The organism is Actinomadura sediminis (genome assembly GCF_042675525.1).
In the GTDB taxonomy this organism is placed as follows: domain Bacteria; phylum Actinomycetota; class Actinomycetes; order Streptosporangiales; family Streptosporangiaceae; genus Spirillospora; species Spirillospora sediminis.
Genome location: NZ_JBHTJA010000081.1, coordinates 1 through 19,781, shown reverse-complemented (window position 1 = coordinate 19,781; position 19,781 = coordinate 1). Strand labels below are relative to the sequence as shown.

The following is a 19,781-nucleotide window of genomic DNA, read 5'->3' as shown; positions in this document are numbered from 1 at the left end:
GCCGCTTTGGGCGGAGAGGAACCCCCGCGCGTGGCCGCGCGCGTGCCCGCGCCCGGCCCCCGGCGGAATCCGGCCGACGACCTGCCCGACGGGCTGCTGGTCGCCGACCGCGATGCCCGGATCGTGACCTTCAACGCCGCCGCCGAGCGCATGACGGGGATCGCCGCCGCGGACGCGATCGGCCGCGACTTCCGCGACGTCCTGCCCCTGCACGACGCGGAGGGCCGCGACTGGTGGAAGTGCCTCGCGCCGTACGAGGGGCTGTCGACCCGCACCCGGCACCCCGAGCAGACCCTGTTCCGGCCCGGCGGCGCGGAGCTGCTGGTGACGGCCGCGTACCGGCGGGACGCCGAGGGGCGGGTGGAACGATTCACCGTGTGCCTGCGCGACGCCCGGCAGCGCGCCCGGCGCGAGCGCGACCGCGCCGACCTGGTGTCCACGGTCGCCCACGAACTGCGCTCTCCGCTGACCAGCGTCAAGGGGTTCACCGCGACGCTGCTGGCCAAGTGGCACCGGTTCAACGACGACCAGAAGCGCGTCATGCTGGAGACGGTCAACGCCGACGCCGACCGGGTGACGCGGCTCATCACCGAGCTGCTCGACGTGTCCCGCATCGAGGCGGGGCGCCTGGAGATGCGCCGCCAGGTCGTCGACCTCGCCGAGGAGGTCCGCAAGGTCATCGCCGGCCGGGTCGCGGCCGGGGAGCCCGCGGACCGGTTCCGGTTCGAGGTCCGCGGCGAGCTGCCGGAGATGTGGCTCGATCCCGACAAGGTCGACCAGATTCTCGGGAACCTGGTGGAAAACGCGGTGCGGCACGGCGCCGGAACCGTCACAATCGTGGTGGAGCCGGACGCGCACAAGGAGGGGGCCGCCGTGTCGGTGCGGGACGAGGGCGAGGGCATTCCGCCCGAGGCCGTCCAGCGCGTCTTCCGGCAGTTCTGGCGCGGTCCCGGCGGCAACCGCCGCGGCGGCACCGGCCTCGGGCTCTACATCGTGAAGGGCCTCGTCGAGGCGCACGGCGGAGTGATCACCGTGCGGCGCGCGCCCGGCGGCGGCGCCGAGTTCCGATTTACCATGCCCGCAGGGGCCCCCGACTACGCCGTCTGACGGCCGTCCGGAACCGTTCTGGAACCGGGCGCGCGCAGGCGCCCCGGGGCTCCGGCGGGCCGCGCGGCACGCGCACGCTGACCGGACATCCGCCGCCCGCGCACTAGACTGCGGGCGTCCCACGCCGACCGGAGTCGATCACACAGCCATGTCTGCACCCAATAAGTCCTATGACCCCGTCGAGGTGTCCGCGCTGAAGCCGGAGGAGGTGGAGCGGGCCCGCGACGCGGCCCTCGCCGCCATCGCCGCCGCCGCCGACCTCGACGACCTCAAGCAGGTCCGCCTGGCGCACGCCGGCGACCGCTCGCCGCTGGCCCTCGCCAACCGCGAGATCGGTGCGCTGCCTCCCGCGGCCCGCGCCGACGCCGGCAAGCGCATCGGCGCCGCCCGCGGCGCCGTCGGCCAGGCGATCAAGAAGCGCCAGGCCGAGCTCGAGGACGAACGCGACCAGCGCGTCCTGGTCGAGGAGACCGTCGACGTCTCCCTGCCCTGGGACCGTGCGCCGCGCGGCGCACGGCACCCGCTGACGACCATGCAGGAGCGGATGGCCGACGTCTTCGTCTCCATGGGCTTCGAGGTCGCCGAGGGGCCCGAGGTCGAGGCGGAGTGGTTCAACTTCGACGCCCTGAACTTCAAGCCCGACCATCCGGCCCGCACGATGCAGGACACCTTCTTCGTCGAGGCGGAGGAGACCGGGCTGGTGCTGCGCACGCACACCTCCCCGGTGCAGATCCGGTCGCTGCTGTCGCGGGACCTGCCGGTGTACGTGGTGGCGCCGGGCCGCACGTTCCGCACCGACGAGCTGGACGCCACGCACAGCCCCGTCTTCCACCAGCTCGAGGGCCTCGCCGTCGACGAGGGGCTGACGATGGCGGACCTGCGCGGCGGCATCGAGGCGTTCGTCGCCGGGATGTTCGGCGCGGGCCTGGCGACGCGGTTCCGGCCGTCCTACTTCCCGTTCACCGAGCCGTCCGCCGAGGTGGACATGCAGTGCTTCGTGTGCCGGGGCGCGTCCGCCGAGCCCGGCGGCGCGCCGTGCCGCACCTGCGGCTCGGAGGGCTGGATCGAGCTCGGCGGCTGCGGCATGGTCAACCCGCGGGTGCTGACGGCCTGCGGCGTCGACCCGGACCGCTACAGCGGCTGGGCGTTCGGGCTGGGCGTCGAGCGGACGCTGATGTTCCGGCACGGCGTGGAGGACATGTACGACATGGTGGAGGGCGACGTCCGGTTCACCCTCCCGTTCGGGATGGAGATCTGATGCGGGCCCCGCTTTCCTGGGTGCGCGAGCACGTCGCGCTGCCGGCGGACGTGACCGGCCGCGACCTGGCGGAGAAGCTGATCGCGGCGGGCCTGGAGGTCGAGACCGTCGAGCGGGCCGGCGCCGACATCACCGGCCCGCTGGTCGTCGGCGAGGTCCTGGCGATCGAGGAGCTGACCGGGTTCAAGAAGCCGATCCGGTACTGCCGGGTCGACGTCGGCGACGCCAACGGCACCGGTGAGCCGCAGAACATCGTGTGCGGCGCGACGAACTTCGCCGTCGGCGACCGCATCGTCGCGATCCTCCCCGGCGGCGTGCTGCCGGGCGGCTTCGAGATCGGCGCGCGCAAGACCTACGGCAAGATGTCCGAGGGCATGATCTGCTCGGTCGCCGAGCTCGGCATCGGCGACGACCAGGGCGGCATCCTGGTGCTGCCGGCGGACGCGCCGGTCGGCGCGGACGCGATCGAGCTGCTCGGGCTCCGCGACGACGTTCTCGACATCGCCGTCACGCCCGACCGCGGCTACGCGCTGTCGATCCGCGGCATCGCCCGCGAGGCCGCGACCGCCTACGGCCTCCCGTTCACCGACCCCGCGGACATCGAGCTCCCCGCGGCGTCCGGCGAGGCGTACCCGGCGAGCATCGCCGACCCGTCCGCCTGCGACCGGTTCGTCCTGCGCGAGGTCCGCGGCTTCGACCCGGACGCGCCGACGCCGATGTGGATGCGCGTCCGGCTGCACCGCGCCGGCATGCGCCCGGTGTCGCTGGCCGTCGACGTCACCAACTACGTGATGCTGGAGCTCGGGCAGCCGCTGCACGCCTTCGACCGGGCCAAGCTCACCGGCCCGATCGTGGTGCGGCGCGCGTCGTCCGGCGAGGTCCTGGAGACCCTCGACCATGTCAAGCGGACGCTCGGCCCCGAGGACGTCCTCATCACCGACGAGTCGGGCCCGATCTCGATGGCGGGCGCGATGGGCGGCCTGGCCACCGAGATCGACGACCGGTCGTCCGACATGGTGATCGAGGCGGCGCACTTCGACGCGATCGGCACCGCCCGGATGTGCCGCCGGCACCGGCTGCACAGCGAGGCGTCGCACCGGTTCGAGCGCGGCGTCGACCGCGAGCTGCCGCTGTACGCGTCCTACCGGGCGGCGCGGATGCTCGCCGAGCTGGGCGGTGCCGAGGTCCTTCCCGGGGTGACGCACGCCGAGGCGCCCGTCGAGCGGACGGCCGTCACGATGTCCGCCGGGCATCCCGCCCGGGTCGCGGGCGTGCCCTACGGACGCGACGCCGTCGTGCGGCGGCTGGAGCAGGTCGGCTGCACCGTCGAGGGCGACGACGAGCTGACGGTGACGCCGCCGTCGTGGCGTCCCGATCTCGTCGACCCGAACGACCTCGCCGAAGAGGTCATCCGGCTGGAGGGGTACGAGAACATCCCGGTGCGGGCGCCGCGCCCGGCCGCCGGGAAGGGCCTCACCGCCGAGCAGCGGCTGCGCCGCCGCGTCGGCCGGGCCCTCGCCGGCGCCGGGTACGTGGAGGTGCTGAACTTCCCGTTCGTCGCCGAGAAGGACTGGGACGACCTGCAGCTCCCCGCCGGCGACGCCCGGCGCCGCGCGCTGCGGGTCGCCAACCCGATGTCGGAGCAGGAGCCGCTGCTGCGCACCACGCTGCTGCCGGGCCTGCTGCGGACGCTCGCGCAGAACACCGGGCGCGGTTTCGGCGACGCCGCCCTGTACGAGCTGGGCGTGGTGTTCCGGCCCGACCCGGACGCGCCGCGGTCCGCGCCGCGCCTCGCGGTGGACCGGGGCCCGACGGCCGGGGAGATCGCGTCCGTGGAGGCCGCGCTGCCCGACCAGCCGCACCGGGTCGCGGTCGTGCTGTCCGGCGAGCGCGAGGCGTCCGGCTGGTGGGGCGCGGGCCGTCCGGCGCTGTGGGCGGACGCGATCGAGGCCGCCCGCACGGTCGCCCGCGAGGTCGGGGTGGAGCTGACGGTCCGGGCCGACCGGCACGCGCCCTGGCACCCGGGCCGCTGCGCCGCCCTGTACCACGGCGACACCCTCGTCGGGCACGCCGGCGAGCTGCACCCGCGCGTCACGAAGGCGTACGGGCTGCCGCCGCGCAGCTGCGCGATGGAGCTGGAGCTGCGCCGTCTCGGCGAGCCGGTCCGGGTCCGCGCGCCGCACGTGTCGACCTACCCCGTGGCCGTGCAGGACGTCGCCCTGGTCGTGGACGACGCCGTCCCCGCGGCCGACGTGGAGGCGGCGCTGCGCGAGGGCGCCGGGGAGCTGCTGGAGACGATCCGGCTGTTCGACGTCTACACCGGCGAGCAGGTCGGCGAGGGCCGCAAGTCGCTGGCGTACTCGCTGCGGTTCCGCGCCCCGGACCGGACGCTGACGGCCGAGGAGGCGTCGGCCGCGCGGGACGCGGCCGTCGCCGCCGCCGCAGACCGCACCGGCGCGGCCCTGCGCGGCGCCTGACGCTCGCGCCCGCCGACGTGGCCCGGACCCCCCGAGGGTCCGGGCCACGCCCGTATCGGGTGTCGGCCGTCCGGGACGTTCCGCCGAAGAAAATCTAAACGCTACTTGTGTTGCGATAGGGGCTCGGGTAGTCTGAACGCGTCACATCGCCGCCCGGTAGGGGAGTCCATTGAGGATCTGAGGTCGCAGGCACCGCGCGACCAGCCGCGCCCGTCGTCGGGCCGCCGGCACGCGCACGCGATCTCAGCGGACCCTCGTCCCGGGCGTTTCCCATGCCCGCAGGCGCGATGCGCGTTCTCCGCGGTGTCTCCACGTGTCAAGCACGCCGAACGACACCACCGGAGGAGCGCCTCTTGTCTCACGCCATCGTCTGCACCGACCTGTCCTTCGCCTGGCCCGACGGAACGACCGTCCTGGACGGGCTCGACGCCGCGTTCGGCACCGGGCGCACCGGGCTGATCGGCGTCAACGGGGCGGGGAAGTCGACCCTGCTGAAGCTCGTCGCCGGGGAACTGCGGCCGGGCTCGGGAAGCGTCACCGTCGAGGGGGAGATCGGCTACCTGCCGCAGACCCTCGTGCTCGACGGCTCCGCGACGGTCTCCGACCTGCTCGGGATCAGCGGGACGCGCGCCGCGCTGCACGCCATCGAGCGCGGCGAGGCCACCGAGGCGAACTTCGCGGCCGTCGGCGACGACGGCTGGGATGTCGAGGAGCGGGCCCGCGCCGAGCTGGACCGGCTCGGCCTCGAGCACCTCGGCCTCGACCGGCCCGTCCCGACGCTGTCCGGCGGCGAGGCCATGATGGTCGGGCTCGCCGCGCTGCTGCTCGCCCGTCCCGACGTCCTGCTGCTGGACGAGCCGACCAACAACCTCGACCTGGACGCGCGCCGCCGCCTCTACGACGCGGTCGCGGCCTGGAAGGGGGTGCTGGTCGTCGTCAGCCACGACCGGGAGCTGCTGGACCTGGTCGACGCCATCGCCGACCTGCGCGACGGCGGCGTCCGCTCGTTCGGCGGCAACCTGTCCGCCTACGAGGAACTGCTCGCCGTCGAGAAGGAGGCGGCCGAACGCGCCGTCCGCGCCGCCGAGACCGACCTGCGGCGGCAGAAACGCGAACTGGAGGAGGCGCATGTCAAGCTCGCCCGGCGCAGGCGGTACGGCGACAAGATGTACGAGAACAAGCGCGAGCCGAAGATCGTGATGGGGGAGCGCAAGCGGCAGGCGCAGGTCGCGGCGGGCAAGCACCGCATCATGCACGAGGAGCGGCTCGCCGACGCCCGGACGCGGCTGGACGAGGCGGAGAACGCCGTCCGCGACGACGACGAGATCCGCGTCGAGCTGCCCGCGACGCGCGTCCCGGCGGGGCGCACCGTCGTGACCGTGACCGGCCTGTCCGCGCCGGAGCCGGAGCCCGCGACGCTCACCGAGCTGATCGTCCGCGGCCCGGAACGGATCGGTCTCGTCGGCCCGAACGGGTCGGGCAAGACGACCCTGCTGCGCGCGCTGGTCGGCGAGCCCGTCCTCGACGGGACGACCGTGAAGATCGGCGTCGACGGCGTCCGGTACCTGCCGCAGCGCCTGGACGTCCTGGACGACGCCCTCAGCGTGGTCGACAACGTCCGGGCGCACGCCCCGTCGGCGTCCGTCACCGAGATCCGTTCGGGGCTGGCGCGCTTCCTGTTCCGGGGCGCGCGGGCCGAGCGGCCCGCCGGGACCCTGTCGGGCGGCGAGCGCTTCCGCGCGGTGCTGGCATCGCTGCTGCTCGCCGAACCCGCCCCGCGGCTCCTGCTGCTGGACGAGCCGACGAACAACCTCGACATGGCCAGCGCCCGCCAGCTCGCCCAGGCGCTCGCCGCCTACCGGGGCGCGCTCGTCGTGGTGAGCCACGACCTGCCGTTCCTGCGGACGCTGGGCCTCACCCGCTGGCTGCGCATGGACCGCGCGACCGGCCTGACGGAGGGGGAACCGGAATGATCGGGAAATGCCGCGATCGCTGACGACGGAGGCCCGGGGGGACGAGTCCCCCGGGCCCCCGCGCGCCCGCGCCTTACGTCAGGACGCGCTTGGTGAACGTGCGGGTCGCGGCCCACGTCAGGACGATCGTCCCGCCGACGATCGCGAGCAGGAACGCCCACGCCGGCATGTGCGGGATGTCGGGCGTCAGCGTGCTGCGCAGGCCCTCGCTGACGTACACGAGCGGGTTGAGCAGGCTGAGGTACTGCAGCCACGGGATGCTCTCCAGCGCGGACCACGGGTAGTAGACGCACCCGAGCATGGTCATCGGCAGCAGGATCAGCGAGAACATCATCTGAACCTTCTGCGGGTTCATGAGCGTGCCGAGCAGCAGCCCGCCGGAGGCGGCCAGCAGCGACCCGGCGACCATGACCAGCGCCAGGACGGGCCAGTTGTCCACGTGCACCTGCGGCGCCTCGCCCTCGGCGTGGATGAGCAGCACCGCGGGGAACACCAGGAGCCCGCCGATCAGCCCCTGCAGCGCCGCCGCGAGGATCTTCTGGATGGCCAGCAGCGGGATCGTGACGGGCGCCAGCGCCCGGTCGGTGATCGACTTCTGCCAGTTCAGTTCCATCATCAGCGGGAAGGTCACCGCCATCATCGCCTGCATGATGATGGACGAGCCGACCAGGCCCGGCACCAGGATGGTGGAGAACGTGGCGCCGCCCGACCCGGCCATCGCGCCGCCGCCGAGCTTGGGCAGCACGTAGGCGAACACGAAGACGAACAGGACCGGCTGCATCAGCACCCGGACGAACGTCGACACGAGGTTCTTGCGCATCACCCGCATCTCGCGCGCCATCATCGCGGCGAACGTGCGGGGGACCGTCGCCCGGGCGGGGGGCGGCGGCGTCAGTACCGGGACGCTGCTCATTCCCTGTACTCCCTTCCGGTCAGGGTGAGGAAGACGGTCTCCAGGCTGGGGCGGAGCTGGCTGGCGTCGGTGACGCCGACGCCGGCCTTGGCGCCGAGCGCGACGAGCTCGCCGAGGACGCCGTCGGGTTCGGCGGCGAACACCCGCACCTGCCCGCCGTTGACCTCGACCTTGGTGATCCCGCCCCGGTCGGCGAGCGCCTCGATGTCGCGGGGCGCCGCGTCGTCGTAGGAGACGGTGATGACCGTGTCGGCGCCCGCGCTCGCCTTCAGCTCGTCGACCGTGCCGCTCGCGAGGACCCGGCCGTGGTCGACGACCGCGACCCGGTCGCAGAGCGCCTCGGCCTCCTCCATGTAGTGGGTGGTGAGGACGATCGTCTGCCCGCCCTCCTGCAGGCCGCGCAGCACGTCCCAGAGGTTGGTGCGGGTCTGCGGGTCGAGCCCGGCGGTCGGCTCGTCCAGGAACAGCACCTCGGGGCCGTGCATCAGCGCGCGGCAGATCATCACGCGCTTGGCCTGCCCGCCCGACATCTCGAACGGGTTGCCCTTGCGGTGCTCGCCGAGCCCGAACAGCTCGATGAGCTCGTCCGCGCGGCGGCGGGCGTCCTTGGCGCTCAGCCCGAAGAACCGGCCGCGGAACTCGAGGTTCTCGGCGGCGGTCAGGTCGCTGTCGAGGGTGTTGTTCTGCGACACCACGCCGATCCGGCGCTTGATCTCGACGGCGTCCTTCACGACGTCGAGGCCGCACACCGACGCGCCGCCGCCGGTGGGGACGACGAGCGTGGTGAGCATCCCGATGGTCGTGGACTTGCCCGCGCCGTTCGGGCCGAGCAGCCCGAAGAACTCGCCGCGCGGGACGTCCAGGTCGATGCCCCGGACGGCGGGCACCTCGGGCCGCGGCCCGGAGGCGGGGTAGGTCTTGCGCAGGTCGGCGGCGCGGACGGCCGGGGCGGGGGCGCCGCCGCCGTCCGGGGGCCGTGCGCCGCCGGACGGCCGTTCGTTGTCGGACGGCCGTTCGTTGTCGGGGGACGCGGTCAACAGCGGTCTCCTTCGGAGAAGTCGTTGAAGCGATCGAGCAGGGCGAGCAGGTAGCGGCGCACGGCGGGTTCGTCGGCCTCGTCGGGGACGTCGTACAGCGCCCACAGGTCGCGCGACATGGCGTGCCCGGTCTCGGCGACGAGCGCGCGGCCGGCCTCGGTGACGTGCAGCCGGACGGCGCGGCGGTCGCGTTCGTCGCGGCGGCGTTCCAGCAGCCCGTTGCGCTCGAGGGTGTCGGCGACCGACGTCACGGTGGCGGCGGACTGCATGAGCCGCCTGGCCACCTCCCCGGGGCGCAGGCCGTCCTCGCCCACCAGGACCCGCAGCATGAAGAACCCGGCGGGGCTGACGCCGTGCTTCTCGACGAGCCGCCACATGACCGGGCCCGCCAGCTTCGACGCGGCGGCGAACAGCCGGCCGACGGGCCATCGCTCGGGCGGGCCGAGGTCGGCGAGGTCGCCGAAGCCGAGAGTCTCCTTGTCCATGCGGACGATTGTGAGGCCACTGAAATTAAGTTGTCAAATCATTAGAGAACTAAGTATTTTCTGTGGCGTCGGTCTCATCCGCGCGGCGCACCGGGATACGGTTTTGAATATTCATCCATTGCCATGCATACTCTTGCTTGTCGCTTCCGAAGGGCAGAGTGGAACATGGGAATCCGGACGGCGGTCGCCGGCGCCAGCGGTTACGCTGGCGGCGAGCTGCTGCGCATCCTCGACGGACACGCCGAATTCGAGATCGGCGCGCTCACGGCGGGCTCCAACGCGGGCACCGAGCTGGGCGCGCACCAGCCCCACCTGCGATCCCTGGCCGGGCGCGTCCTGGCCGAGACCACCCCGGACGTCCTCGCCGGGCACGACGTCGTCTTCCTCGCGCTGCCGCACGGGCAGTCCGCCGAGATCGCCGAACGCCTCGGCGACGACGTCCTCGTCGTCGACTGCGGCGCCGACTTCCGCCTCGCCGACCCGGCCGCCTGGGAGAAGTACTACGGGACGCCGCACTCCGGCACCTGGCCGTACGGCCTGCCCGAACTGCCCGGCGCGCGCGACGCGCTGCGCGCCGCCCGCCGCATCGCCGTCCCCGGCTGCTACCCGACGGCCGTGACCCTCGCGCTGCTCCCGGCCTTCACCGCCGGGATCGCCGAACCGGGCGACGTCGTCGTGGTCGCGGCGTCCGGCACGTCCGGCGCCGGACGGGCGCTCAAGCCGCACCTGCTCGGCAGCGAGGTCATGGGGTCGATGAGCCCCTACGGGGTCGGCGGCGTCCACCGCCACACCCCCGAGATCGTGCAGAACCTCAGCGCCGCCGCCGGCGAGCGCGTCACGGTGTCGTTCACGCCGACGCTCGCGCCGATGAGCCGCGGCATCCTCGCCACCTGCACCGCCAAGGCCCGTCCCGGCCTCACCGCCGGGGCGCTGCGGGACGCCTACGCGGCGGCCTACGCGGACGAGCCGTTCGCCGGGCTGCTCCCCGAGGGACGCTGGCCCGCCACCTCCATGACCCTCGGCGCCAACACCGCGCTCGTCCAGGTCGCCCTCGACGAGGACGCGGGCCGCATCGTCGCCGTCGCCGCCATCGACAACCTCACCAAGGGCACCGCGGGAGGCGCCGTGCAGAGCGCCAACCTCGCCCTCGGCCTCCCGGAAGAACTCGGGCTGACCACGATCGGAGTGTCCCCGTGAGCGTCACCGCACCCCAGGGTTTCCGCGCCGCCGGCGTCGTCGCCGGGCTCAAGGACAGCGGCAACCGCGACCTCGCGCTGGTCGTCAACGACGGGCCGTCGCGCGCCGCCGCCGGCGTCTTCACCCGCAACCGCGTGAAGGCCGCCCCGGTGCTGTGGTCCGAGCAGGTGCTCAAGGGCGGCCGCGTCCACGCGGTCGTGCTGAACTCCGGCGGCGCCAACGCCTGCACCGGACCGGCGGGGTTCCAGGACACCCACGCCACCGCCGAGCGGGTCGCCGCGGCCCTCGGCGACTCCGCCGGCGAGGTCGCGGTCTGCTCCACCGGCCTCATCGGCGAGCGGCTCCCCATGGACGCCCTGCTGCCCGGCGTGGACGCCGCCGCCGCGGAGCTGTCGCGGGGCGACGGCGGGCTCGCCGCCGCCGACGCGATCCGCACCACCGACACCGTCGCGAAGATCTCCTTCCGGCAGGGCGCCGGCGGCTACATGATCGGCGCCATGGCGAAGGGCGCGGGCATGCTCGCCCCGTCCCTCGCCACCATGCTCTGCGTGATCACCACCGACGCCGACCTCCCCGCCGAGACCCTCGACCGGGCGCTGCGCGCCGCCACCGGCGTCACCCTCGACCGGCTCGACGCCGACGGCTGCACGTCCACCAACGACGCCGTCCTGCTGCTGGCGTCCGGCGCCGCCGGCGCCGTCCCCGCCGAGGACGAGTTCACCGCGCTGCTCACCGAGGTCTGCGCCGACCTCACCCGGCAGCTCCTCGTGGACGCCGAGGGCGCCTCCAAGGCCATCGCGATCGAGGTCGTCGGCGCCGCGAGCGAGGACGACGCGGTCGTCGTCGGCCGCTCCATCGCCCGCAACAACCTGCTCAAGTGCGCCATCCACGGCGAGGACCCCAACTGGGGCCGGGTCCTGTCGGCCGTCGGCACCACCGACGCCGTCTTCGAACCCGACCAGCTCAACGTCGCCATCAACGGCGTGTGGGTGTGCCGCGGCGGCTCCTTCGGCGACGACCGCGACAAGGTCGACCTGCGCCCCCGGGACGTGACGATCACCGTCGACCTCGCCGCGGGCCCGCACAGCGCCACCGTCTGGACGACCGACCTCACGGCCGACTACGTCCACGAGAACTCGGCGTACTCCACATGAGCGCGATCACCCCGGGCGCCGAGATGCGCCAGAACCGGGCCGGCGTCATGTCGAAGGCCGAGACGCTCATCAAGGCGCTGCCGTGGCTCGAGCGGTTCCACGGACGCACCGTCGTGATCAAGTACGGCGGGCACGCCATGACCGACGAGGCGCTGCGGCACTCCTTCGCCGAGGACATCGTGTTCCTGCGCTACGCGGGCCTCAAGCCCGTGATCGTGCACGGCGGCGGCCCGCAGATCAACGCCGCCCTCGACCGCAACGGCATCGAGTCGTCCTTCACCGCGGGCCTGCGCGTCACCACCCCGGAGGCCATGGAGGTCGTCCGGATGGTCCTCACCGGGCAGGTGCAGCGGGACGTCGTCGGGCTGATCAACCGGCACGGGCCGTTCGCGCTCGGCATGTCGGGCGAGGACGCGAACCTGCTCACCGCCGAGCGCAAGCACGCCGTCGTCGACGGCGAGCCGGTCGACATCGGCCAGGTCGGCGAGATCGTCGAGGTCCAGGTCGGGGCCGTCCGCGCGATGCTCGACGACGGGCGCGTCCCTGTCGTCTCCAGCGTCGCGCGCGGCGACGACGGCGAGGTCTACAACGTCAACGCCGACACCGCCGCCGCCGCGATCGCCGTCGCGCTCGACGCCGCCAAGCTCGTCGTCCTCACCGACGTCGAGGGCCTCTACGCGAACTGGCCCGACAGCGACGACGTCATCGACCGGCTGACCACCGACGAGCTCGCCGAGCTGCTGCCCGGCCTGTCGGCGGGCATGGTGCCGAAGATGGAGGCGTGCCTGACCGCCGTGCGCGGCGGCGTCCCGCAGGCCCACGTGCTGGACGGGCGGGTGTCGCACGCGCTCCTGCTGGAGATCTTCACCGACGAAGGGATCGGGACGATGGTGCTGCCCAGCCCCGCGGGCGCGCAGCGGACGAAGGAGGGGGACGCGTGAGCGGCGACGACCTCGGGAAGCGGTTCGAGACCGCGTTCATGCCGAACTACGGCGTCCCGCCGCTCGCGCTCGCGCGCGGCGAGGGCTGCACGGTGTGGGACGCCGACGGCCGCGCGTACCTCGACCTCATCGCCGGCATCGCCGTCAGCTCCCTCGGCCACGCGCACCCCGCGCTCGTCGAGGCCGTCAGCGCGCAGGCCCGGACGATCGCGCACACCTCCAACCTGTTCCTGCACGAGCCCGAGGTGCTGCTCGCCGAACGGCTGCGCGAACTGCTCGGCGGCGACGGCGGCCCGGCGGGCCGGGTCTTCCTCGCCAACAGCGGCACCGAGGCCAACGAGTGCGCCCTCAAGCTCGCGATCAAACACGGCAAGCAGAACGGCCGCTCCTACTTCGTCGCCACCGAGAACGGCTTCCACGGGCGGACGCTCGGCGCGCTCTCCCTCACCGGCAAGGCCGCGATCCGCGAGCCGTTCGGGCCGTTCGCCCACGACGTCCGGTTCGTCCCCTACGGTGACGCCGACGCGCTCAAGGCCGCCGTCGACGGCGACTGCGCCGCGGTGTTCCTCGAACCCACCCAGGGCGAGGCCGGGGTCGTCCCCCCGCCGGACGGCTACTTCACCGCCGCCCGCGAGATCTGCGACGCGACGGGCGCGCTGCTCGTCGCCGACGAGATCCAGTCCGCGATCGGCCGGACCGGCACCTGGTTCGCCTTCCAGCACGAGAACGCCCGGCCCGACGTCATCACGCTCGCGAAGGGCCTCGGCGGCGGCCTCCCGATCGGCGCCTGCATCGCCTTCGGCCCGCACGGCGACCTGTTCGCCAAGGGCGACCACGGCAGCACCTTCGGCGGCAACCCGATCGCCGCCGCCGCCGCGCTCGCCGTCCTCGACACCATCGACCGCGACGGCCTGCTCCGCAACGCCGCCGCCGTCGGCGCCGAGCTCGCCGCCGGCATCGGCGCCGTCGACCATCCCCTGCTCGCGGGCGTGCGGGGCCGCGGCCTGTGGCGCGCGATCGTCCTCACCGGCCCGCACGCACCGGCCGTCGAGGCCGCCGCCCGCGACGCCGGGTTCCTGATCAACGCGCTGCAGCCGAACGCGGTGCGGCTCGCCCCGCCGCTGATCCTCACCGCGGAGCAGGCCCGCACGTTCACCGCCGCGCTGCCCGCCGTCCTCGACGGCGCCCAGACCGCCGCCGAAGCCGCCGGCGACTCCGTCGTGAAGGAGAATTGAGCGATGACCAGGCACTTCCTGCGCGATGACGACCTCACCCCGGCCGAACAGGCCGAAGTCCTCGACCTGGCCGCCCGGGTCAAGGCCGACCGGTTCGGGTTCCGGCCCCTGGAAGGCCCGCGGTCCGTCGCCGTGCTGTTCGACAAGCCGTCCACCCGCACCCGGCTCTCCTTCACCGCCGGCATCGCCGAACTCGGCGGCAACCCGCTCGTCATGGACGCCGGCACCAGCCAGCTCGGCCGCGGCGAGACCATCGCCGACACCGCCCGCGTCCTGGAACGGCAGGTCAGCGCCATCGTGTGGCGCACCGCCGGGCAGGAACGCATCGAGGAGATGGCCGCGGGCACGGCCGTCCCCGTCGTCAACGCCCTCACCGACGAGTTCCACCCCTGCCAGATCCTCGCCGACCTGCAGACCGTCCGCGAGCACCGCGGCGGCCTCGCCGGCGCGACCCTCGCCTACTTCGGCGACGGCGCCAACAACATGGCCCACTCCTACCTGCTCGGCTGCGCCACCGCCGGCATGCACGTCCGCGTGGGCGCCCCGGCGTCGCAGCCGCCCGACCCCGCCGTCGTCAAGCGCGCCACCGAGATCGCCGCCGACACCGGCGGGTCCGTCACCGTCACCGACGACCCCGCCGCGGCCGCCGACGGCGCCGACGTCCTCGCCACCGACACCTGGGTCTCCATGGGGCAGGACGGCAAGGACACCGCCCTCTACGAGCCGTACGCCGTCACCGAGGACCTCCTCGCCCGCGCCGACGGCGACGCGATCGTCCTGCACTGCCTGCCCGCCTACCGCGGCAGGGAGATCGCCGGATCCGTCCTCGACGGCCCGCGCAGCCGCGTCTGGGACGAGGCCGAGAACCGCCTGCACGCCCAGAAGGCCCTGCTCGTCTGGCTGCTGGAGCGGTCCGGATGAACACGCCGATGACCAAGGCCGCCCGGCACGCCCGGGTGATCGAGCTGCTCACCCGCCACCCGGTCCACTCCCAGGGCGAACTGGCCAAGCTGCTCGGCGACGAGGGCGTCGAGGTCACCCAGGCCACCCTCTCGCGCGACCTCGTCGAGATCGGCGCCGTCCGGCTCCGCGGCGACGACGGCAGCCTCATCTACGCCGTCCCCGGCGAGGGCGGCCAGCGGATCCCCCGCGCCCGCACCGGCGCCGCCGAGACCTTCACCGGACGGCTCACCCGGCTCGCCGCCGAACTGCTCGTGTCCGCCGAGGCGTCCGCCAACCTCGTCATCGTGCGGACCCCGCCCGGCGCCGCCCAGTACCTCGCCTCGGCCATCGACCACGCCGAGTGGCCCACGATCCTCGGCACCGTCGCGGGCGACGACTCCATCCTCGTCATCGCCCGCGACCCGAACGGCGGCGACGAGGTCGCCCAGTCGCTCCTCAAGCTGACCGAAGGCCGGGAACGACGAAGTTAGGGGCCGGCGGCCCCGCACCCAACGAGCCGTCCCGCCCGGCGGCCCCACAGCCCGTACGCTGTGGGTGCGCCGTCCACCGCGGTGCCCGCGCGCCATCGACGCACGCCGGCACGGCGCCGCGGGACGGCCGACGAACGAATCGACATGGTGGGAAGAAGAGGAATCTCCGTGACCAAGGCACCGACGCGGCTGTGGGGCGGCCGGTTCGAGGGCGGCCCGTCGGACGCGCTCGCCCGGCTCTCGGTGAGCGTCCAGTTCGACTGGCGGCTCGCCCCCTACGACCTCATGGGCTCGCGCGCACACGCCCGCGTCCTCAACCGGGCGGGACTGCTCACCGACGACGAGCTCGAGCGCATGATCGGTGCCCTGGACGACCTCGAGGAGGCGTGCCGCACCGGCGAGTTCCGGCCCGCCGTCGCCGACGAGGACGTCCACACCGCTCTCGAACGCGGCCTGCTGGAACGCCTCGGCGCCCTCGGCGGCAAGCTGCGCGCCGGCCGCAGCCGCAACGACCAGGTCGCCACCGACCTGCGCCTCTACCTCCGCGACCACGCCCGCCAGATCGTCTCCCGCCTGGTCGAGCTGGAGACCGCGCTGATCGCCCAGGCCGAGCACAACCTCGGCGTCGCCGCCCCCGGCATGACGCACCTCCAGCACGCGCAGCCCGTCCTGTTCTCGCACCAGCTGCTCGCGCACGTCCAGCCGCTCACCCGCGACATCGACCGGCTCCGCGACTGGGACCGCCGCACCGCGGTGTCCCCGCTCGGCTCCGGCGCCCTCGCCGGGTCGTCCCTGCCGCTCGACCCGCAGGCCACCGCCGCCGAACTCGGCTTCGACTCCGCCGCGCCCAACTCCATGGACGCCGTCGCCGACCGCGACTTCGTCGCCGAGTTCCTCTTCGCCGCCGCGCTCATCGGCGTCCACCTCTCCCGCCTCGGCGAGGAGATCTGCCTGTGGGCGTCGCAGGAGTTCCGCTGGATCGAGATGGACGACACCTACGCCACCGGGTCGTCGATCATGCCGCAGAAGAAGAACCCCGACGTCGCCGAACTCGCGCGCGGCAAGGCCGGGCGCCTCATCGGCCACCTCGTCGGACTCCTGACGACCCTCAAGGGCCTGCCGCTCACCTACAACCGCGACCTGCAGGAGGACAAGGAGGGCGCCTTCGACGCCGTCGAGACCCTCCTGCTCGTCCTGCCCGCCATGTCCGGCCTCATCGCCACCATGCGGGTCAACACCGAACGCCTCGAGGCCACCGCCGCCGACGGGTTCGCCCTCGCCACCGACCTCGCCGAACTCCTCGTCCGGCGCGGCGTCGCCTTCCGCGACGCCCACGAGGTCGTCGGCCACCTCGTCGTCTGGTGCCAGGTGAACGACAAGGACTTCGACGACCTCACCGACGACGAACTGATCAAGGTGTCGCCGCACCTCACGCCGGACGTCCGCGAAGTCCTGAACGTCCCCGGCGCCCTCGCGTCCCGCAAGGCCCACGGCGGCACCGCCCCCGACCGCGTCCGCGAGCAGATCACCGCACTGCGCGCCCAGGTCAACGAGCACGCCGCCTGGGCGTCCGGCACGGACGCCTGACCGGCACGGGCCGGCCGGGGCCAGCCGGGACCGTTCGGACCGTTCCCCGCGGACGGCCCGAACGGTCCCGGAAGCGCCCTAGGCTGGCGAACCGTCGGATCCCCTACGAGCACGGTGAGGCGATGGACGCGGCGCTCCTCCCACGCGAGTTCTTCGACGGCCCGGTCGACGAGATCGCGCCCGCACTCCTCGGGCACGTCCTGCGGCACCGCACCCCCGACGGCGACGTCGCCGTGCGGCTGACCGAGGTCGAGGCGTACGCGGGCCCCCTCGACCCCGCCTCGCACGCCTACCGCGGACGGACGCCCCGCAACGAGGTGATGTTCGGCCCGCCCGGCCACGCCTACGTCTACTTCACCTACGGCATGCACTTCTGCATGAACCTCGTGTGCGGCCCCGAGGGGACGTCCTCCGCCGTGCTCGTCCGCGCCGGCGAGATCATCGCGGGCGAGGAGACGGCCCGCGCGCGCCGCCCGCGCTCGACCGTCCGGGACCTCGCCCGCGGCCCCGCCCGGCTCTGCGAGGCGCTCGGCATCGCCCGCGCGCAGAACGGCCTGGACGTCTGCACCCCCGGCGGCGAACTGACCGCCCACCGGGGCGAACCCGCCGACCCCGCGCGCATCCGGCGGGGCCCCCGCACCGGCGTGACGGCCGCGAAGGACGTCCCCTGGCGGTTCTGGATCGACGGCGACCCGAGCGTCTCCCCGTACCGGCCCCACGTCCCGCGCAACCGCAAGGCCGCCGCGTCCGGATGATCGCACCGCCTCCGCCGCCGCGGCCCCGCCGCCGAGCCGCCGCGGCCGGCTGGGCCGCGTTCGCCGTCCTGCTCGCCGCCGTCATCGTCGACGGCCCGCTCCATCGAACCGGCGTGATCGGCGAGGTCGAACGGCAGCCGCCGTCCGTCCGGTACGCCGACGGTTCCGCCCACTACACCGCGGTCATCGAGAAGAGCAGCCTGCTCTTCGGCCGCCATCAGGCGTACGAGCTCTACACGGGCCGCGACCCGAGCCTGTCCTACGGCCACCGCGTCCGCGTCGGGTCCGGCGGGGGACCACCGGAGATCGCGTCCGCCCACTGGGACGAAAAAGGCGTTCTGGTGACCTTCGCCTCAGGGCACCGCGTGTTCGTCCCCGCCCGCCACTACGTCGGCGGGCGTTGAATATCGTTGGCGTCACAAGCCCCGACCAGGGCAGACTGCCAGGGAAACAGACAGGAGACGAGGAAGAACGTGACCGACATCCTGGACGACCTCGCGTGGCGCGATCTGATCGCGCAGTCCACCGATCAGGACGATCTGCGGGCACTGCTCGCCGCGGGGCCGGTCACGCTCTATTGCGGGTTCGACCCGACCGCGCCGTCCCTGCACCTGGGCAACCTGATCCAGATCCTCACGCTGCGCCGCTTCCAGAAGGCGGGGCACCGGCCCATCGGCCTCGTCGGCGGCGCCACCGGCCTGATCGGCGACCCGAGCGGCAAGAGCGCCGAGCGCGTCCTCAACTCGCAGGAGACCGTCGCCGGCTGGGTCGAGCGCATCCGCGGCCAGGTGTCGCGGTTCCTCGACTTCGACGAGGGACCCACCGGCGCGACGATGGTCAGCAACCTCGACTGGACCGGCCCCATGACGGCCATCGAGTTCCTGCGCGACGTCGGCAAGCACTTCCCGGTCAACCGGATGCTCGCCCGGGAGACGGTCAAGACCCGCCTCGAGAGCACCGGCATGAGCTACACCGAGTTCAGCTACGTCCTGCTCCAGTCGATGGACTACCTGGAGCTGTACCGGCGTTACGGCTGCCGCCTGCAGACGGGCGGCAGCGACCAGTGGGGCAACCTCACCGCGGGCGTCGACCTCATCCGCCGCGTCGAGGGCGCGTCCGCGCACGCCCTCACCACACCCCTGCTCACCAAGGCCGACGGCTCCAAGTTCGGCAAGACGGCCGGTGGCGAGACCTACTGGCTCGACGCCGACCTGACCTCGCCGTACGCGTTCTACCAGTTCTGGTTCAACGCGGACGACCGTGACGTGGAGAAGTACCTCAAGGTGTTCAGCTTCCGTTCCCGCGAGGAGATCCAGGACCTCGTCAAGCAGGGCGCCGAACGTCCCGCCGCCCGCGCCCCGCAGCGCGCGCTGGCCGAGGAGATGACCACGCTCGTCCACGGCGCGGACGAGACCGCCCGCGTCGTCGCGGCGTCCCGTGCCCTGTTCGGTCAGGGATCGCTCGGGGAACTGGACGAACGCACGCTCGGCGCGGCCCTCGCCGAGGTCCCGTCCGCGAACGTCCGGCCGGGGGAGCTCCCGCCGATCGTGGACCTCCTCGTGGCGTCCGGACTGTGCAAGAGCAAGTCCGAGGCGCGGCGCGCGGTCGCCCAGGGCGGCGCGTACCTGAACAACTCGAAGGTCGAATCGGAGGACGCCGTCCCTGCCTCCACCGACCTGCTGCACGGTCGCTACCTCGTCCTGAGGCGAGGCAAGCGCAACGTCGGCGGCGTCGAGGTGACCGGGTCCTGAACTCCCGGGTGAACGCCCGTCCGGAGGTCGCTCCGGACGGGCATTCGTCATGCTTGCCCAAAAGTTGCGGAAACAAACGTCACGGTGCGGTCACGGTTGGCGGCTTCAAGGCGCCGAAACCTCGGTACGACCTGGGGTTTCGCATGATCCGAGCCCGATTTGACGCTCCAGCCGGGGCGTCCTAATGTTCTACACGCCCCACGGGGGAGCGGGACGCCGGAGACGGCGGCCGGCCCCGGGGGAACCTCCAGACACCGAACCGAGTGCGATCATTCGCGCCCGAAACGGGACATGGGGGGCCGAACCGCCCAGAGGTTGACAAACCGGACGGATCGGATACACTAGAAGGGTTGCCCCGGAGCGAGGGCCGCGAGAGCGGGTCGAGCGCGGTGGGTGTCCGTTTCTTGAGAACTCAACAGCGTGTTAAAAGCCAGTGCCTTTATCGATCCGGCCGGCAGGCCGGGTCACCCCCGAGGCT

Annotated in this window: 17 protein-coding genes; 14 read left to right on the top strand and 3 right to left on the bottom strand. The window is 73.3% G+C overall.

Annotated elements, in window-relative coordinates:
- Window positions 1–30: 30 nt before the first annotated feature.
- The 4 genes from ACFQ11_RS28275 to ACFQ11_RS28260 all read left to right on the top strand — a co-directional run bounded on the left by ACFQ11_RS28275 (window position 31) and on the right by ACFQ11_RS28260 (window position 6,815).
- A complete protein-coding gene (locus ACFQ11_RS28275) occupies window positions 31–1,107 on the top strand; it encodes a sensor histidine kinase (protein WP_378304049.1) in 1,077 nt (358 codons plus the stop codon).
- A gap of 148 nt (window positions 1,108–1,255) precedes the next feature.
- Window positions 1,256–2,365: a phenylalanine--tRNA ligase subunit alpha gene (gene pheS, locus ACFQ11_RS28270; RefSeq protein WP_378304047.1), complete on the top strand. Its 1,110-nt coding sequence runs from the start codon at window positions 1,256–1,258 to the stop codon at window positions 2,363–2,365.
- The gene (gene pheT, locus ACFQ11_RS28265; RefSeq protein WP_378304044.1) at window positions 2,365–4,842 is read left to right on the top strand and encodes a phenylalanine--tRNA ligase subunit beta; all 2,478 of its coding nucleotides are present in this window, start codon (window positions 2,365–2,367) and stop codon (window positions 4,840–4,842) included. Before pheS ends, pheT begins: the two co-directional genes overlap by 1 nt.
- Before the next feature lie 353 nt (window positions 4,843–5,195).
- Window positions 5,196–6,815: an ABC-F family ATP-binding cassette domain-containing protein gene (locus tag ACFQ11_RS28260; protein WP_378304042.1), complete on the top strand. Its 1,620-nt coding sequence runs from the start codon at window positions 5,196–5,198 to the stop codon at window positions 6,813–6,815.
- Between the two features lie 73 nt (window positions 6,816–6,888).
- On the opposite strand, the gene ACFQ11_RS28255 is transcribed toward ACFQ11_RS28260, so the two are convergent.
- From ACFQ11_RS28255 to ACFQ11_RS28245, 3 genes are read right to left on the bottom strand one after another with little or no spacing between them, the layout of a single operon-like run.
- A complete protein-coding gene (locus tag ACFQ11_RS28255; RefSeq protein ID WP_378304040.1) occupies window positions 6,889–7,728 on the bottom strand; it encodes an ABC transporter permease in 840 nt (279 codons plus the stop codon).
- The gene (locus ACFQ11_RS28250) at window positions 7,725–8,765 is read right to left on the bottom strand and encodes an ABC transporter ATP-binding protein (RefSeq protein WP_378304038.1); all 1,041 of its coding nucleotides are present in this window, start codon (window positions 8,763–8,765) and stop codon (window positions 7,725–7,727) included. Before ACFQ11_RS28250 ends, ACFQ11_RS28255 begins: the two co-directional genes overlap by 4 nt.
- A complete protein-coding gene (locus tag ACFQ11_RS28245; RefSeq protein ID WP_378304037.1) occupies window positions 8,762–9,250 on the bottom strand; it encodes a MarR family winged helix-turn-helix transcriptional regulator in 489 nt (162 codons plus the stop codon). Before ACFQ11_RS28245 ends, ACFQ11_RS28250 begins: the two co-directional genes overlap by 4 nt.
- Before the next feature lie 165 nt (window positions 9,251–9,415).
- Between ACFQ11_RS28245 and argC the strand changes: the two genes are divergently transcribed.
- The 10 genes from argC (at window position 9,416) to tyrS (ending at window position 19,303) form a co-directional block, all read left to right on the top strand.
- Window positions 9,416–10,447, top strand: a complete 1,032-nt coding sequence (gene argC / locus ACFQ11_RS28240) for an N-acetyl-gamma-glutamyl-phosphate reductase (protein ID WP_378304034.1) — start codon at window positions 9,416–9,418, stop codon at window positions 10,445–10,447.
- A complete protein-coding gene (gene argJ, locus ACFQ11_RS28235) occupies window positions 10,444–11,601 on the top strand; it encodes a bifunctional glutamate N-acetyltransferase/amino-acid acetyltransferase ArgJ (RefSeq protein ID WP_378304032.1) in 1,158 nt (385 codons plus the stop codon). The genes argC and argJ overlap by 4 nt, the downstream gene beginning before the upstream one ends.
- A gap of 23 nt (window positions 11,602–11,624) precedes the next feature.
- Entirely contained in the window at window positions 11,625–12,542 is a 918-nt protein-coding gene (argB, locus tag ACFQ11_RS28230) for an acetylglutamate kinase (protein ID WP_378304073.1), read from the top strand.
- Window positions 12,539–13,777 carry an acetylornithine transaminase gene (locus tag ACFQ11_RS28225; RefSeq protein WP_378304030.1) on the top strand — a complete coding sequence of 413 codons (1,239 nt, stop codon included), beginning with the start codon at window positions 12,539–12,541 and terminating at the stop codon, window positions 13,775–13,777. Before argB ends, ACFQ11_RS28225 begins: the two co-directional genes overlap by 4 nt.
- 3 nt (window positions 13,778–13,780) lie before the next feature.
- Window positions 13,781–14,698 carry an ornithine carbamoyltransferase gene (argF, locus tag ACFQ11_RS28220; protein ID WP_378304028.1) on the top strand — a complete coding sequence of 306 codons (918 nt, stop codon included), beginning with the start codon at window positions 13,781–13,783 and terminating at the stop codon, window positions 14,696–14,698.
- Window positions 14,695–15,210, top strand: coding sequence for an arginine repressor (locus ACFQ11_RS28215; RefSeq protein ID WP_378304026.1), 516 nt, complete (start codon window positions 14,695–14,697; stop codon window positions 15,208–15,210). Before argF ends, ACFQ11_RS28215 begins: the two co-directional genes overlap by 4 nt.
- A 168-nt stretch (window positions 15,211–15,378) precedes the next feature.
- On the top strand, window positions 15,379–16,797 hold the full coding sequence (gene argH, locus ACFQ11_RS28210; protein WP_378304024.1) for an argininosuccinate lyase: 1,419 nt from the start codon (window positions 15,379–15,381) through the stop codon (window positions 16,795–16,797).
- Between the two features lie 122 nt (window positions 16,798–16,919).
- On the top strand, window positions 16,920–17,552 hold the full coding sequence (locus ACFQ11_RS28205) for a DNA-3-methyladenine glycosylase (RefSeq protein ID WP_378304022.1): 633 nt from the start codon (window positions 16,920–16,922) through the stop codon (window positions 17,550–17,552).
- Window positions 17,549–17,956 carry a hypothetical protein gene (locus ACFQ11_RS28200; protein ID WP_378304020.1) on the top strand — a complete coding sequence of 136 codons (408 nt, stop codon included), beginning with the start codon at window positions 17,549–17,551 and terminating at the stop codon, window positions 17,954–17,956. The genes ACFQ11_RS28205 and ACFQ11_RS28200 overlap by 4 nt, the downstream gene beginning before the upstream one ends.
- A 69-nt stretch (window positions 17,957–18,025) precedes the next feature.
- Complete coding sequence (gene tyrS, locus ACFQ11_RS28195) at window positions 18,026–19,303, top strand: tyrosine--tRNA ligase (protein WP_378304018.1); 1,278 nt, start codon at window positions 18,026–18,028, stop codon at window positions 19,301–19,303.
- The last annotated feature ends 478 nt before the right edge of the window (window positions 19,304–19,781 follow it).